Origin of the sequence: Thermococcus sp. LS2, assembly GCF_012027375.1 — an archaeon.
Lineage (GTDB): Archaea > Methanobacteriota_B > Thermococci > Thermococcales > Thermococcaceae > Thermococcus_B.
Genome location: NZ_SNUI01000002.1, coordinates 122,309 through 136,681, shown reverse-complemented (window position 1 = coordinate 136,681; position 14,373 = coordinate 122,309). Strand labels below are relative to the sequence as shown.

General features: G+C 39.6%; 12 protein-coding genes, 1 pseudogene and 1 CRISPR repeat array. Of the genes and pseudogenes, 5 read left to right on the top strand and 8 right to left on the bottom strand.

Translation table 11 applies throughout. The features are described 5' to 3' along the window. Position 1: 1 nt before the first annotated feature. The gene (locus tag E3E24_RS03265) at positions 2-385 is read right to left on the bottom strand and encodes a HEPN domain-containing protein (RefSeq protein WP_167915647.1); all 384 of its coding nucleotides are present in this window, start codon (positions 383-385) and stop codon (positions 2-4) included. Further along, entirely contained in the window at positions 358-783 is a 426-nt protein-coding gene (locus E3E24_RS03260) for a nucleotidyltransferase domain-containing protein (RefSeq protein WP_167915646.1), read from the bottom strand. Before E3E24_RS03260 ends, E3E24_RS03265 begins: the two co-directional genes overlap by 28 nt. A gap of 90 nt (positions 784-873) precedes the next feature. On the opposite strand from E3E24_RS03260, the gene E3E24_RS03255 reads away from it, so the two are divergent. After that, complete coding sequence (locus E3E24_RS03255; protein ID WP_206205306.1) at positions 874-1,326, top strand: HAD family hydrolase; 453 nt, start codon at positions 874-876, stop codon at positions 1,324-1,326. Between the two features lie 27 nt (positions 1,327-1,353). Here E3E24_RS03255 and E3E24_RS03250 read toward each other — a convergent pair whose 3' ends face one another. Both E3E24_RS03250 and hpkA read right to left on the bottom strand, forming a co-directional pair. Then, positions 1,354-1,953, bottom strand: coding sequence for a hypothetical protein (locus E3E24_RS03250; RefSeq protein ID WP_167915645.1), 600 nt, complete (start codon positions 1,951-1,953; stop codon positions 1,354-1,356). Between the two features lie 64 nt (positions 1,954-2,017). Then, a pseudogene (gene hpkA, locus E3E24_RS03245) lies at positions 2,018-2,215 on the bottom strand (archaeal histone HpkA); the annotation flags it as partial. 515 nt (positions 2,216-2,730) lie between these two features. On the opposite strand from hpkA, the gene E3E24_RS12660 reads away from it, so the two are divergent. After that, entirely contained in the window at positions 2,731-2,928 is a 198-nt protein-coding gene (locus E3E24_RS12660) for a hypothetical protein (RefSeq protein ID WP_206205305.1), read from the top strand. 16 nt (positions 2,929-2,944) lie between these two features. Continuing rightward, complete coding sequence (locus E3E24_RS03240) at positions 2,945-4,435, top strand: hypothetical protein (RefSeq protein ID WP_167915643.1); 1,491 nt, start codon at positions 2,945-2,947, stop codon at positions 4,433-4,435. A gap of 132 nt (positions 4,436-4,567) precedes the next feature. Here E3E24_RS03240 and E3E24_RS03235 read toward each other — a convergent pair whose 3' ends face one another. After that, on the bottom strand, positions 4,568-7,264 hold the full coding sequence (locus E3E24_RS03235) for a DEAD/DEAH box helicase (protein ID WP_167915642.1): 2,697 nt from the start codon (positions 7,262-7,264) through the stop codon (positions 4,568-4,570). A 103-nt stretch (positions 7,265-7,367) separates the two neighbouring features. Between E3E24_RS03235 and E3E24_RS03230 the strand changes: the two genes are divergently transcribed. Together E3E24_RS03230 and E3E24_RS03225 are read left to right on the top strand one after the other, a co-directional pair. Further along, complete coding sequence (locus E3E24_RS03230; RefSeq protein WP_167915703.1) at positions 7,368-9,140, top strand: ribosome biogenesis/translation initiation ATPase RLI; 1,773 nt, start codon at positions 7,368-7,370, stop codon at positions 9,138-9,140. 479 nt (positions 9,141-9,619) lie between these two features. Next, a CRISPR array of direct repeats spans positions 9,620-10,652; the repeat unit is 30 nt; unit sequence GTTCCAATAAGACTCTAAGAGAATTGAAAG. 167 nt (positions 10,653-10,819) lie between these two features. Continuing rightward, a complete protein-coding gene (locus E3E24_RS03225) occupies positions 10,820-11,812 on the top strand; it encodes an AIR synthase family protein (protein WP_167915641.1) in 993 nt (330 codons plus the stop codon). Here the strand turns inward: E3E24_RS03225 and E3E24_RS03220 are convergent. Genes E3E24_RS03220 through sppA form a run of 3 tightly spaced genes read right to left on the bottom strand, consistent with a single transcriptional unit; the run spans position 11,772 to position 14,311 of the window. Continuing rightward, on the bottom strand, positions 11,772-12,815 hold the full coding sequence (locus E3E24_RS03220; protein WP_167885605.1) for an AI-2E family transporter: 1,044 nt from the start codon (positions 12,813-12,815) through the stop codon (positions 11,772-11,774). The genes E3E24_RS03225 and E3E24_RS03220 overlap by 41 nt on opposite strands. Position 12,816: 1 nt before the next feature. After that, the gene (locus tag E3E24_RS03215; RefSeq protein WP_167885604.1) at positions 12,817-13,290 is read right to left on the bottom strand and encodes a PH1570 family protein; all 474 of its coding nucleotides are present in this window, start codon (positions 13,288-13,290) and stop codon (positions 12,817-12,819) included. A gap of 4 nt (positions 13,291-13,294) precedes the next feature. After that, positions 13,295-14,311 carry a signal peptide peptidase SppA gene (gene sppA, locus E3E24_RS03210; protein WP_167885603.1) on the bottom strand — a complete coding sequence of 339 codons (1,017 nt, stop codon included), beginning with the start codon at positions 14,309-14,311 and terminating at the stop codon, positions 13,295-13,297. Positions 14,312-14,373 lie beyond the last annotated feature (62 nt).

Genomic DNA, 14,373 nt, shown 5'->3' with positions numbered 1-14,373 from the left:
ATCACCCTAACAGTCCTTTAATCTTCTTAAAAATCTCTTCAGCTAAGTAAATCGCTTTTTGGACTTCAAAATCCTCAAATGGCTCTATTGGTTTATCCCAATATCTGCCATAAAAATAACCCTCTTCAAGCCTATCTAAAAATTCATCGTCTAACAAAAGCTCTCTAATTTCCTCAAATTCTCCAACCAAATCTCTCAGAAACATTAAATCATGAGTTCTGACATATTTGCCAGCTTTTTCTTCAAGAAGTAATTTTAGGCTTTTTTCTATTGCTTGCTGGCAGTGAAATATTGCCATTTCATAATATCCTTTTTCATATGCACTCTTTGCCAAGTCAATGTCTGCTTGAATAAGTCTCAACTTATAAGCTCTGCTAACTCCCATCTAACCACCTTTTTTCCATGCTTTTCTATGAACTGAAGGTTCCGTTCTTTTGCTCTCTTCTTTATTTCCCTCTTCTTCTGTGTCCATTTCCCTGTTGAGTAAATCTCTTTTCCAAATGCCACTGCAGTATATACAACACCTTTGTCGAGATCACTAAATTTACAGATATTCAAATCAATGTATTTGCCAAGTCTGTACCTGTATTTGAGCTTTAGCCTTCTAATTTCTTTGAGTTCATCTTTGGAAGTGTTATCAACTACTACGAGAATATCAATGTCTTCAAAGCTTTTAGAAGTTAGAACAGACCCAAAGACTATAACTGCTACTAACTTCTTCCCTAGCAATCTCTCTAAATCCTCTGCAAAATTTTTTAGTTCTTCTATGATTTTCTCATCCATTTTTTCTCAAGTGAACTAACATATTTTGGAATTTAACTTTTTTCCCAAAATGCTTAAGACTCTTTAAACCCTTCTCTCAGTGGTGATAATATGACAATCGAAGTCCCAAACTATGGAAAAATTGAAGCCAGAGCGGTTGTTTTTGACTTAAACGGAACTCTGGGAGTTAAAGGGAGAGTAAGCGAAGAAGTTAAGAAGCTTCTTGAAAGGCTTAGCGAGAAATACATCGTAGTTGTTTTGAGTGCAGACACCTTTGGGACATTAGAAGAGGAGTTCAGAGGCTTAAACGTCAAAATCGAGCGCGTTAAGGACGGTAATGAAAAGCTTGAGAAAGCAATGAAGTATGAGCCATACATTGGAGTAGGCAACGGCAATAACGACGTTAGAATGCTTGAAAATGCCGAGCTTGCCTTCTGTGTGATCGGTGAAGAAGGAGCAACGGTTGATGCGCTTTTAGCGAGCGATATAGTGGTTAAAGACGTTAAGGATGCAATTGCTATGCTGCTGAATGAGAAGAAGCTGATAGCGACGCTGAGAGGGTAATTTTTTGCTTGCCGTCATACAAAATGATCAGTTCTTTTTTGATTTTTGATCTGAGGCTTGTTTGATAATATAGATGATTATAAAGCTACTAAAGCTACCTATTAATATCCAAAGGTCCAGCAAGGAAATATAATAAATCACTATCACAAAAGCTGAAAACATCAAGATTGGCATTATATCCCATCTGTCCATATTTGATTTTTCCATGACATGTTCAATAAAGTCTATACTTAATTGACATAGAGTATATCCCCCATAAAATACAGAAAACCATCTAATTTCTTTTAGGTCAAAATATCTGAGCATAAGAATAAGCCCTAGCAATAAACAAACATATGCCCAATAGTAAAAGTATGAGCCAACAATGAAGGAGTTATGTTTTCTTGGGTTATCACTATTGTCATCAAATCGAAAAGCATATACAAACCACTCATATGCTTGAAACCAAAAGAATGAAGCAACTGTTAAGAACAGCAGTGAGGATTTTAGATATCCAATATTTGGATTATCACTTGCTAGCTCTGTTTTGAAGAAGGACAATAGAATTGTAACTAATGCGATTGAAAAGCCTAAAGCTACTCCTATAAAGGGCAAATAGGGTTCAATATCTCTGTCCCGAACGGTCATTATTATTCTCTCCCGGTGATCTCGGGTGTTGAGGAACTGGTCTGAGTGGTCCTGGAGGACTTTCTCTAATAACAAGTTTAATGTCCTCAGCTTTAACAGTTCGCCTACCACAATGTTTAGCATGTTCAACGGCCTTCTTAGCGAGCTCAACTGCGTACTCCTCGAGGTACTCAGCGAGAATCTTAGCTGCTTCTTCGCTAACTCTCTCTGCACCAGCCTTCCTAATCAACCTGTCAATTGGGGCAATTGGCAACTCAGCCATTAGAACCACCTAACAATTGTATTAGTGTTTTTCATGTTTATACTACCTTTTATTCATTCAAAAATACATCAACCCCGTAACCAAAACAATGATGTCATTACTTATAAAGTTTTTTGAATACTTGAGGAGGATAATTAAGATAGAAAATAGAAAAATATCAAACAATTACATTGTTAGAAAAATTTAAATTATCATAAGGAATAAATCCCGCTTAGGAGGTGACTCACTCATGAGCAAACACATTCTTTTTAGTCTGGCTTTGGTTACTATGTTAATACTTAGTAGTGGATGTCTTGGTGGACAGGGGAATGCTAAATCAACAGTCCCTGAAATAGTCGTGACAACAACGACAACTGTAATAACAACACAAACATCAAAGATTGAAACTCTTGTAGATAAAACTATTGACATTAAAGGGGGACAATATTACGTTAATTGTTGGGAGTTCAAGTATTCACCACACTTAAAAATCCAAGTACAAGTGTTAGACGGCCCCCGCAGTAGATTTCCTAGTAATGGACGAAAGGGAGTATTATATGAATTTTAAAGAGATAAAACCATTCCAATACTATACAAAACCATCGGCACTACAAATAAGAGAGCAAAATGTCGAATGGTATGCCCCTGAAGGAAATATTTGCTTTATAGTGTCAAACATAAAGAACCACGAAACTGCGACAGTTAAAATTAAGATAGTTGAAATATCCGACTAGACTAGGAGGAAGGCAAATGATAACTGAACAAGAAATTTCCGCTCTTGTTTCTTATGTTCAATCTTCTAAAAATCCAGCAAAGCTTTTTGAGATTCCGTATCTCTCAGTTCGAAATCCCAGAGATGCAAGCATAAGGATTGGAACAAGAAAGGTATTTGCAGATTTCCCGAGGATAGCCACAGAGAGCCTATTTGTGTTCATTAGGGACTACTGTGATGAAAAGTTTAAGGATGTTATGAAAGCTAAGCCAAAAACACAAGAGGAATTTGACAAGTGGATTAGGAAAATCCAAAGGATAATAGAGGAGATAAAGCGTGAGAAGGAAGATCAAGAGACAGAGATTGGTTACATTTCAAAGAATCTTGAAGAGATTGGAATCAAGTGGTGGATTAACTTTAGAGAGCACTACAAAAAGCCTGTCATAATAATAGATGTCAATGAGTACTACAAAAGGTTCTGGAGTGAAAAGATTAAAGATTTTGTTCAGAAACTTAATGGCAGTTACGATTACCCAAGCCAGATTTATGATATGGCGAGTGAGCTTTCGCCACAGTATCAAAAACTTCAACTAAATGTTACTACGCCTAAAATTTTCGAAGTTCTTAAAGATGCAAATTTAGACATAGGGTATGAGCTCAAAAAGTTGAGCAGAATGATTGAAAAGCTCAGACAAGTGACTGTTATCCCAACTGCCGATGTTTACCAAATTGAGCTGAAAGGGGTTGTTGATGCAACATTTTCTGACATGCTTGGGATAGTGCACCAGCTATACACCATATTGAACACTGGACATTTCTTTTCTGGCTATCTACTACTCAGAAAACTGCTCATTGATTTGGGTATCATCTTGTTCTTTAAATCATTTGCTGAAGAATATCCAAAAATTACGAGACTGGCAAAAATCTCGGGGGAGGAGAAAATAGGCATCCTTTACGAAGGGCTTAAACAGTATGCTGATGACTTCAAAACAAAGTGGATGAGAGTATATTATGATTCAAGTGGCATGCCTCTCTTGGCTCCAACAACCCCTGAAAGAATCGAAGATAACATTAGTGAGAGCTTGGAAATTAGGAATTTTGAAGAATTAAAAAGCCACTATAACGCTGGAAACATTCAAAGTGTAATAACAGAGGGTAGAGCAATGATAAAAAAGAAGAAAAAGATAATGGAAGTTAATCTTCATGCTATTGAGTTCAAGGACACTGTGTATGTTGAGGCAATCGATATCTTGAGACTTCACAAAGTGTTGGTATTTGATGCTGTTAATGCCAATATCCAAGTACCTAAAAGCAAAAAAGATAAGCTAAGAGAATCACAAAAATACAAGGCATATGCTGAATATCATAAGCTCAGCGATGCTGTTCACACTCCAGTCTTGGTTGACTTCCCGTCATATTCATCAACGCTTGAATACTTGGGATTCCTGCATCATGTAAGAGTTGTGAATGAAGTATTCCAGGAGGTATTACAAGCTTATAAAACTTGCTGTCAGAGGAGGAAAGAGTGACAAAAGCAGTTAAGAGCTAAAGCCCCTTTCATTGATTGTTTTGCCAGCAAGTAGAAAGACTTCGAAAAGTTTGCCTTTTGCAATTTATGACAGACTACTTTCACAAACGTAGCTATTTATAAAAGCCCACTATCATAACTGATATTTTAAAACCCTCTCCCAAATTTTCATCGCCTGCCACTTGTCTAAAAACTCGTTGAATGTTCCGCATTTAGGCGAGTAAATGCATAGCGGACAGCCGTCTCTGCATTTGCAGCTCTTTAGATGCTCAAAGCTCCTCTCTATTAGTTTTTCAGCGTTCTCATAGAGTATCTCTGCTAATCCAAAGCCTCCCTCATTTCCATCGTAGATGAAGACTATCGGCTTTCCTATATGTGGCGGATTCGGAAAGCTCTCATAGCTGTAACCACCAAGTTCTCTGCTGTCAACATAGGTAAAGATTGGAGCGATCTTTATCATGTTGTGCTCTATCGCATGCAATCCGTTCCCTATGCCGTCTTTGCTGTCAATCATTTTCTTTATAGCTAATGCAAGCTCATCATCTTTAGCATTTGCCTTCTCAAGGACATCTCCAATTGTTTTCCTTATGTAGTAGGTTGTAGCTCCTAAAAGCTCTGGGAAAAGCTTTCTCCTATCCAAACGCTCATAGATGGAAAACGCTAAATCCCCTTGATCTTTCTCAATTGCAACCTTAAAGAACTCGTGAAATTCCTCTCTTGCAACTTCCCTAATCTTATCGGGAAACACAAGCCAGATACCATCAGTTTCAAATTCTCTCTCCAGAGGTTCATCAAATTCAACCTTAGCGAACTTTTCCCAATCAAGAATCTTCCATTCTTCATCACTCAGCTCATCCAAGTTAACAGCTTCAAATCCTCCAACGAGAGGTGCATAAATTTCACCTTTCAAGATGCCCTCTTCTTTAAGCTTGATCAGCTCTTGGAGGTAGAGATGTGTATCCTTTCCTTTGACGGCAAAGCCCCAATACCTATGCTTGACTTTGAGCCGGCCAATATAAATCTCAACATCTTTGAACTGCTTTTTCTTGTAAATCTCAAGAATTTCGACTTCCTCACGCTTTGAGGCAAAAGTTTCAACTTCCCAAAATCTATTGAGTTGCTTAGCAAAGATAAAGTGGAATTTTCCAATTTTCAGCTTATCTCTAGCCATGTAAAGCTCCCCTCTTGAGAAGTAAGCCATCCCCGGCAATAACGAGCGATAGTACTCTGGCTTGTCAACTTCTTCAATGACATAACCTTTAAGCTTGAGCCAGTTTATGAAGCGCAGAAGGTCGCTTAAGCTTTCTTTTTCCAGCAGCTTATACCTTATCCAAGGTTCGTCTAAAACCAAGAAGTAACTTTCATCACTTGCCGTTCTGATTGATGAATAGCTAAGAGCTGGTCTTAAAATTCTGATCTCTTTCTTCCCGGTTAGTGGATTTTCATAAAGTTTAGCCTTTTTCTCCTTTATCAGCTCTTCAGCTACGGCTTTTTCAAAATCGTTCAGCTCATCCCAGTCAAGGACTTTAAGCTCGCTCAAAAGATAGTGGAGATGCTTTTTGACAACTAAGCGATTTTTCAGATTAACGGGCATATATTCAATTATTCCTTTCTCTAACCGCTCAACAAGCTCATCTAAGTGCTCTTTGTAGTAATAGTCCAGACCGTTCTTTCTAAGAACAATACCGTTTATTGCCTCCCTCTCTTTTAAACGCCCAGCTCTTCCAAAACGCTGAATCAAAGAAAACAGACCATCTGGTGGAATTCCATAGTTAATTACAGCATCTAAATCCCCGATGTCTATACCAAGCTCTAGAGCATTTGTCGTTAGCAGAACTAAAAGCCTTCCTTCTTTAAAGTCTCTCTCAATTTCCCAGCGGATGTTCTTTGGAAGGGTTCCTTTATAAGTGGATGTTTTGTAAACAGCTGGTGATGAAAGCAAAAACCTCATGAGCTTTTCGGTTCCTTTTCTTGAATCAAAGAAAACGAGAGTTTTAATTCTCTCTTCTGCTAATTTCTCAACTACAGCTCTCAAAAGCTGCATTTCATTTAATCTTCGAGGCTCGAAGAGAATTAGATAGCGCTTTGGAAATGGATTTGTTGCCTTTGTTATCACCTCAAACTCCAGACCAAAAAAGTTCTCGGCAAATTCTTTGGGATTTCTGAGAGTTGCAGAGAGAGCTATGATCTGAGGTTTAACTCCAAACCGCCTTAATGCCCTCAGCAACCGCCTAAAGACATAAGCTGCATTGGTTCCAAAGACACCTCTGTAGATGTGAAGCTCATCAACAACCAAATACCGCAAATTCCTTAAAAGCCATTCATAGTCTTTTAGATTCCTCAAGATGTTGTGATGGAGCATGTCAGGGGTTGTGAAAATGACTCTGGGTTTTTCTCTTAAAATTACCCTTCTCTCGCTCCACTCAACGTCCCCCGTTAAAATCTTTGCATTTACCATTTTCTTGGTTATCTGAAAGAAGTAGAAGTTCTCGAGGGAGAACTTCTCATACTGGTTGTTTATTAAAGCACGAGTAGGATAGATTAGGAGATAAGTGTGCTGAGGATTTGAGAGGTAGCTGTCAAAAATAGCCAATCTGAAGATTTCGCTTTTACCAGAAGCTGTGGGTGTCGTTACAACAATGTTTTTTCCAGAATAGAGTTTTTCAAGCGCTTCAACTTGATGCTTATACAGCTTAAACCCTAAGCTCTCCACAAGCTGATTTATTTCGGGATTTTTAAATGTAAATTCTCCGTATTCTCCTTCTTTTGGTGAGAACTCTCTAACTGAAACTATTTCGCTCTTGAGATCGCTGAAAAGTTCTGTTATCATGTGTCTAATTATGTCCAGAGGGGAAATAAATTTTTGGGAAAGCTAGATGTAAGATATCGCAACATTTTAAACCCTTTCTGAAAACCATAGACCGGTGAGAAAGATGAGAGTTGCGGTCATTGATTATGATAAGTGTAATCCAGATAAGTGCGGTCACTTCCTCTGTGAAAGAGTTTGTCCCGTCAACAGAATGGGTGGAGAGGCAATAATAATAGACGAGGAAAACTATAAGCCGGTAATTCAAGAGGCATCGTGTACAGGCTGTGGAATCTGTGTGCATAAGTGTCCTTTCAATGCAATAACCATCGTAAATCTTCCAGAGCAGCTCAGCGAGGATTGTGTTCACAGATACGGCGTAAATGGATTTGTCCTCTACAGACTGCCAGTAATTAAGGAGGGCATGGTAGTTGGAATTTTGGGGCCAAATGGTATTGGTAAGACAACTGCAGTTAAAATTCTAGCTGGACAGCTTATCCCAAACCTCTGCGGCGACAACGACAACTGGGACAACGTGATTAAAGCCTTTAGAGGAAATGAACTCCAGAACTACTTTGAAAAGCTGAAGAATAAGGAGATAAAACCCGTTGTAAAGCCCCAATATGTGGACTTAATCCCCAAAGTAGTTAAAGGAAAAGTGAGGGATTTGCTTAAGAGGGCAGATGAAAGAGGACTTTTTGACAAAGTTGTTAAAGAGCTTGAACTGGAAAACATTTTAGATAGAGAAATCCAGCAGTTGAGCGGTGGTGAATTGCAGAGGGTTGCAATAGCTGCGGCAGTGTTGAGAGATGCCCATTTCTACTTCTTCGACGAGCCTTCCTCATATCTCGACATAAGACAGAGGTTGAAGGCAGCAAGGCTGATAAGGAAGCTTGCTGAAGAGGGCAAATCAGTTTTAGCTGTAGAGCACGATTTGGCAGTTCTTGACTACCTAAGCGATATTATTCACGTAGTTTATGGTAAGCCAGGAGCTTATGGTATATTCTCAATGCCAAAAGGGACAAGAGTTGGAATAAACATATTCCTCGACGGTTATCTTCCAGATGAGAACGTTCGCTTTAGGCCGTACGAGATCAGATTCACAAAGCTGAGCGAAAGGAAGAGTCAAGCAGGAGACGTTCTGGTTGAGTATCCATCTTTAGTTAAGGACTATGGAAGCTTTAGGTTGGAAGCTGAAGGCGGAGAGCTGTATAGAGGAGAAGTGGTTGGCATAGTTGGACCAAATGGAATTGGTAAGACTACTTTCGTGAAGATGCTCGCTGGAGTGGAAGAGCCGACAGAAGGAAAAGTTGAGTGGGAGCTCAAAGTAAGCTATAAGCCCCAGTACATAAAAGCAGACTATGAAGGAACTGTGTTTGAGCTTTTAAGCAAAATTGATGCATCAAAGCTTATGAGCAACTTTTACAAGACCGAACTGCTGAATCCTCTTGGCATTCCAGAGCTATATGACAGACCAGTGAATGAGCTCAGCGGTGGTGAGCTGCAGAGGGTTGCAATAACTGCATGTCTGCTTAGAGATGCTGACCTTTATCTGTTAGACGAGCCTTCAGCTTATCTCGACGTTGAGCAGAGATTAGCAGTTTCAAGGGCAATAAGGCATTTGATGGAGAAGAACGAGAAGACAGCATTAGTTGTTGAGCACGATGTTTTGATGATTGACTACATAAGCGACCGCTTGATTGTGTTTGAAGGTGAGCCAGGCAAATTCGGTAAAGCCACAAAGCCGATGGGTATGAGAGAGGGCATGAATCGCTTCCTTGCTTCCGTTGGAATTACATTCAGAAGAGACCCTGACACGGGAAGACCGAGAGCAAATAAAGAGGGTAGCGTTAAGGACAGAGAGCAGAAGGAAAGAGGGGAGTACTATTACGTTGACTGAATAATTTTCGCTTCTCGTTATCTTTATTGTTTTTGTAGTTTTCGGCTCTTTGCAGTCTTCTTTTCTGGAATACTGTCCTGAGAGTTCCTTGGAAGTTTTTAGTAATAATTTGTTATTAAATTACATTATGTTGCAAATTTTTGTTAAAATTGTAACGTTTTGAATGTGCACATTTGGATTTGAGATTTTTGAGAGCTTCTTGGTATGCGCTCCTCATGGAAACTTGATCATTTTAAAATTAAAAGCCAAAGAAGTTAGATTTTTGGAATTAAAGGATTTTTTGAACGTTGGAAGTGTCTTGCACATTATTGTGCAGCAAAGAATTGGATCCAACGGTGGAACCTATTCACCAAGAGAAATCATGAAAATTTCTAAATTCCGGGCTTGCTTTGGCTTTGTTATTAACCCCTCAGCAAAAAACTTTTATAATTCAAGCGTTTTTATAGTCTCATTGGGGAAATAGAGCAAAATTGCGCCCTGTTCCAATAAGACTCTAAGAGAATTGAAAGCGTAGTCGGGATCGCGTCTGATTTTCTTCCTCCTTTGTTCCAATAAGACTCTAAGAGAATTGAAAGAAGACCCACGCGATAATGTAAAAGATGTTCAGCACAAAGTTCCAATAAGACTCTAAGAGAATTGAAAGTATCCCTAACCGCTGCAACCATTATATTACCATTTTGGTTCCAATAAGACTCTAAGAGAATTGAAAGGTATCTTCGTCAAACCATACTGCATGTTGCTTAGGATGTTCCAATAAGACTCTAAGAGAATTGAAAGACCAGCTAAGCCTTGAGGACATTAACGCAATGGTCGAGAACGTTCCAATAAGACTCTAAGAGAATTGAAAGTGTGGATTATCGCGAGAAGCCAAGAGAAAGACGTGTTCCAATAAGACTCTAAGAGAATTGAAAGGAGGGCTTTATGCCCGATGGGGTTAAGCAAAAGGCAGTTCCAATAAGACTCTAAGAGAATTGAAAGAAGAGAATATGAAGGTAGTCAAGAGGGCTCTTTCGTTCCAATAAGACTCTAAGAGAATTGAAAGCTTGCACTTGCAGAAGCCTTTGCTCACGTGACTTTTTGGTTCCAATAAGACTCTAAGAGAATTGAAAGTTTCAAGCGCTCTCTTTAGCTGGTTCAACTTCACTACGTTCCAATAAGACTCTAAGAGAATTGAAAGAGGAACTTTGCCTTATAAGCAGGCATGAAACCCTTAGGTTCCAATAAGACTCTAAGAGAATTGAAAGCTCTTCAAACTCATGTTTGTAAAGTGCTGCACCATTCGGTTTCAATAAGACTCTAAGAGAATTGAAAGTCAAAGACAGTCATGGCTTTTTCACCTCATGCTCAAGTTTCAATAAGACTCTAAGAGAATTGAAAGACGGTGGTGGGCAAGATGGACGGTATAGAGTTTTTAGGTTTCAATAAGACTCTAAGAGAATTGAAAGGGCTACAAAATCGAAATCTACGTTATGGACTTAATAAGTTTCAATAAGACTCTAAGAGAATTGAGATTCTCTTTTTCTACAATCTTAACTTAATAATGAGCCTCTAGAGAGTTAACTGCTCAGTACTCTCTTATGATGTGATTAATCAATTAAATAATTCAACAATTACAGAATTAAACATCTGCATAAGACAATGTTTATATTTTTAAAATGGCACTCCATTTGGGATGAAAAATGCTGCCTACTGGAAAAGTTCCACCAGAGAAGCTTAAAGAGATAGTTTTCAAACACCTAGGCGTTCAGGGGGAGAGGGTATTAATTAAGTCCGGTGTTGGGGTTGATGCAGCTGCTGTAGAATTTGGCGATGAAGTCCTCGTAGCATCCACAGACCCAATAACCGGTGCAGAGAAGCACATAGGATTTTATGCGGTCAATGTGAACGCTAATGACGTTGCAACTTTTGGGGCAAAGCCGAAGTGGTTCTTAGTCTCAGTTCTTTTGCCAGAAAATGCTGATGAAACTCTCTTAGAAGATATAATGGCGGATATTGATAAAAGTGCAAAAGAACTCGGCATTGCAGTAATTGGGGGGCACACCGAAGTTACTCCTGGCCTAAAGAGGCCGATAGTTGTTGGCACAATGCTTGGCGAGGTTAAAAAAGAAAAGCTTGTACACGCTGGAAATGCAAAGCCGGGAGATGTTATAATTCTAACAAAAGGAGCAGGGGTTGAAGGAACGGCGATCATAGCAAGCGAGCGTGAAGAAGAACTAATCAAGGCCTTCGGAAGAGAGTTCGTTGAGAGGGCAAAGACATTTCTCCGGAAGCTAAGCGTTGTAAAAGAGGCATTAATAGCGAACGAGATTGGAGTAAATGCAATGCACGACCCTACGGAGGGAGGAATTGCTAATGGGCTTCACGAGATGGCAGATGCCTCCGGATTAGGCTTTAAAGTTTACTATGAGAAGATACCAATAGCAGATGAAACGAAGAAAATCTGTGAGTACTTCAACCTGGATCCTCTGGCATTGATAAGTTCTGGGGCACTACTCATTTCTACATCAAGGGAAAACGCAGAAAAAATACTTGCTGCTCTTGAAAAAGAAGGCATAGTTGCCTCGATAATTGGGGAATTCCTTGAAGACAAAGAAAAAAGAGTAATCGTAAAAGAAGGCAAAGAGGAAGAACTCAAGCAGCCTTTGAGCGATGAGCTTTGGAAAGTTGTCTAGTTTCCTGGGATGATAAAGTTTCCTTTTCTCGCTCTTTCCACTCCTCCAGCAGTGTTACGAGTAAACCCAAAGCGACTGGTCCAATTATAACTCCCTTTATCCCGAAGGACATTATTCCACCAAAAATTCCTATCAATGCAACTACTGAGCTCACCTTTGCACCTTTAGCGACAAGCTTTGGACGTACTGTAATATCAGGGATAGGCGAAATAAAAACTGCACCATATATTGCAAAGAGTATTCCAAAGGCTATATTGCCCGTTTTGATTAAATACGCTGCCCCAATTGCCCAGAGGATCCAACCTCCAATCACGGGCAAAAGCTCGAGAACTATGCATAAAATTCCAGCTGCAATTGCACCGCTGACAGTTGTTATGTCAAACAGCACAAAGCCAACGGTAAGGAAGATACCCTTAAGAACGCTGAGCATGAGCCAAGTTCTTAGAATGGCATTGAGCGTTATTTTGGCTCTTTCCATTAAATGTATAGCTAGCTCTCTGTTCTCTTTTGGTAAGAGGCGGTAGATCTCCATGGAAAGGAACTCGGAGTTTGTCAAGATAGCATAGAACAAAGCAAGGAAAACTATTGCCTGGAGCATGAATTTTGGGAGTGAAAATGTATAGCCCAATAAAATGCCGCCAAGTTTTTCCGGGATTGTCTTTGAAAGAGTTTGAATACTTTCCCATATTCCAAATGGCAGATGAACTCCCAGAAGCCAATTAAAAACATCGCCAATATAAATGTAGATGTATGTTAAGACATCTCTCAGCCAAAGGGCTGCACCTATCAGCAAAACACCAGCAAACAGTGCCATCATGGCTGTTAACAGCACAGCAGATTTTTTGTTGCCAAATTTTTCAGAGAGCTTCATGTGAAATGGATGAAAGATGTATGCCATAGCTAGGCTGAAGATTATCGGTGAAATTAATGGTTTAACAGTAAGCCAGACTAAAAAAAGAATAATGAGAGATACTCCAATCCACACAAGGGTTTCTGTCTTCATACTACCATCTCCCAATATATTTCAAAATCAACTCCCTTGCAGAGGGCTTGTTAAAGATAAACAAGCGGTTTTTAATGCCGTCAAGCAGAAAGTTCTTTCCTAAAGCTAAAAGCCCATCTTTAAGCTTATAAATCTCTGCCTTTTCTAAGTCTATGCTCTCTTTTACATCTCTTGGAGCTTCAATGTTCTCTAAAATTGCCTCGAGCTTATCAATAACTGCTCTGCTCACAAATTTGGGCTTGCCGAGCTTAAGCTCTTCTGGCTGAACTTCGCTGGCATCCATGTAAATGCCCCAAAACTCCTTTGCACATTCGAAAGGATAGACGTATTCCGGCCCATAGTCTGGAAGATAAAGTTCATAAAGAATTGCAAGTAGCACTTTTCTGGCATCAGCACCATAAAACTCTATTCTCAAGTTGAACTTTCCATCCTCAAAGCCATTTTCAAATACCTCAAGCTTTTCCTCACATTGCATGAGCTCACCCCCTTATGTAAGAGTAAACATAATTGGCGGGCATGTAGAGGGATGAGCTCTCATAGATTCCAAAATCTGTTTTTTGAGCATCGTATATGATTACTCTAGCGCTTTTAACGCCCATAAGCTCCTCAAGAACCTTAATTGCGTAATCTAAATCTCCAGTATCGTCAACTAGAGTTCCTTTGACCTCTGTAGCAAACCAAGTTTGGCCAGTTGCGTATTCTTTTGTTGTATTCATATCAAGGTGTCTTCCTTCGCTGACTGCTTGGAGGAAATCCTGGAAGTACGTATCGATGGTGTTCTTTATCATCTCTCTTTCTTCGGGGGTTAAATCCCTCCATTCAGCACCCATATCTTTGTACTTGCCAGTCTTGAAGACGTTGACTTTTATGCCATTTTGGGCATAGTACTGCTCAAGGTCATAATGGACATAGAGAACCCCTATGCTGCCGATCTCTGCCAATGGATCAGCGATGATTTTATCAGCTGCACATGCTATGAAGTATCCTCCTGAATCAGCGTAGCCGCCCGTATAGGCAACTATCGGCTTTTCATAGCTGAGCTTTTTCAGCTCTTTGTAAATTACTCTGACTGGGCCTACGTAACCTCCGGGACTCTCAATCCAGAGCAGAACTCCACCTATGCTTTCATTTTCTTTGATCTCTCTAATCTTGGAAACTATATCAAGCGCCATTGCTTCGTCGATTGGACCCATTATGGGAAGTATCGCTATCGTTGCGTTTGCTTCCGTTGGCTGCTTTTCCCTCAGCTGTTCCTTAAGGTACTCAATCTGCATTTGAAGCTCTTCGATTTTAGCTTGCAATGCTGTTATGTTCCCTGTAGGAGCCTGAACTGTTATGTTCGGCATTTCAACTTTAATTTCAGTTGTTCTGTTTGTCATTAAAGCCTTCTGGAGTTCGCTGTTCTGTGTGTAAAGCAGTACGTTGCTCACAATTGCCAAAGCTAGGAGAAGAGTTAAGATGAACGTGAGGTACTTCCAGACTTCTTCTCTATCCACGTATATCACCTAACTAGAGATTATGCTGGAAACTTTTAAATGTGGTGCTATAGATTTATAAC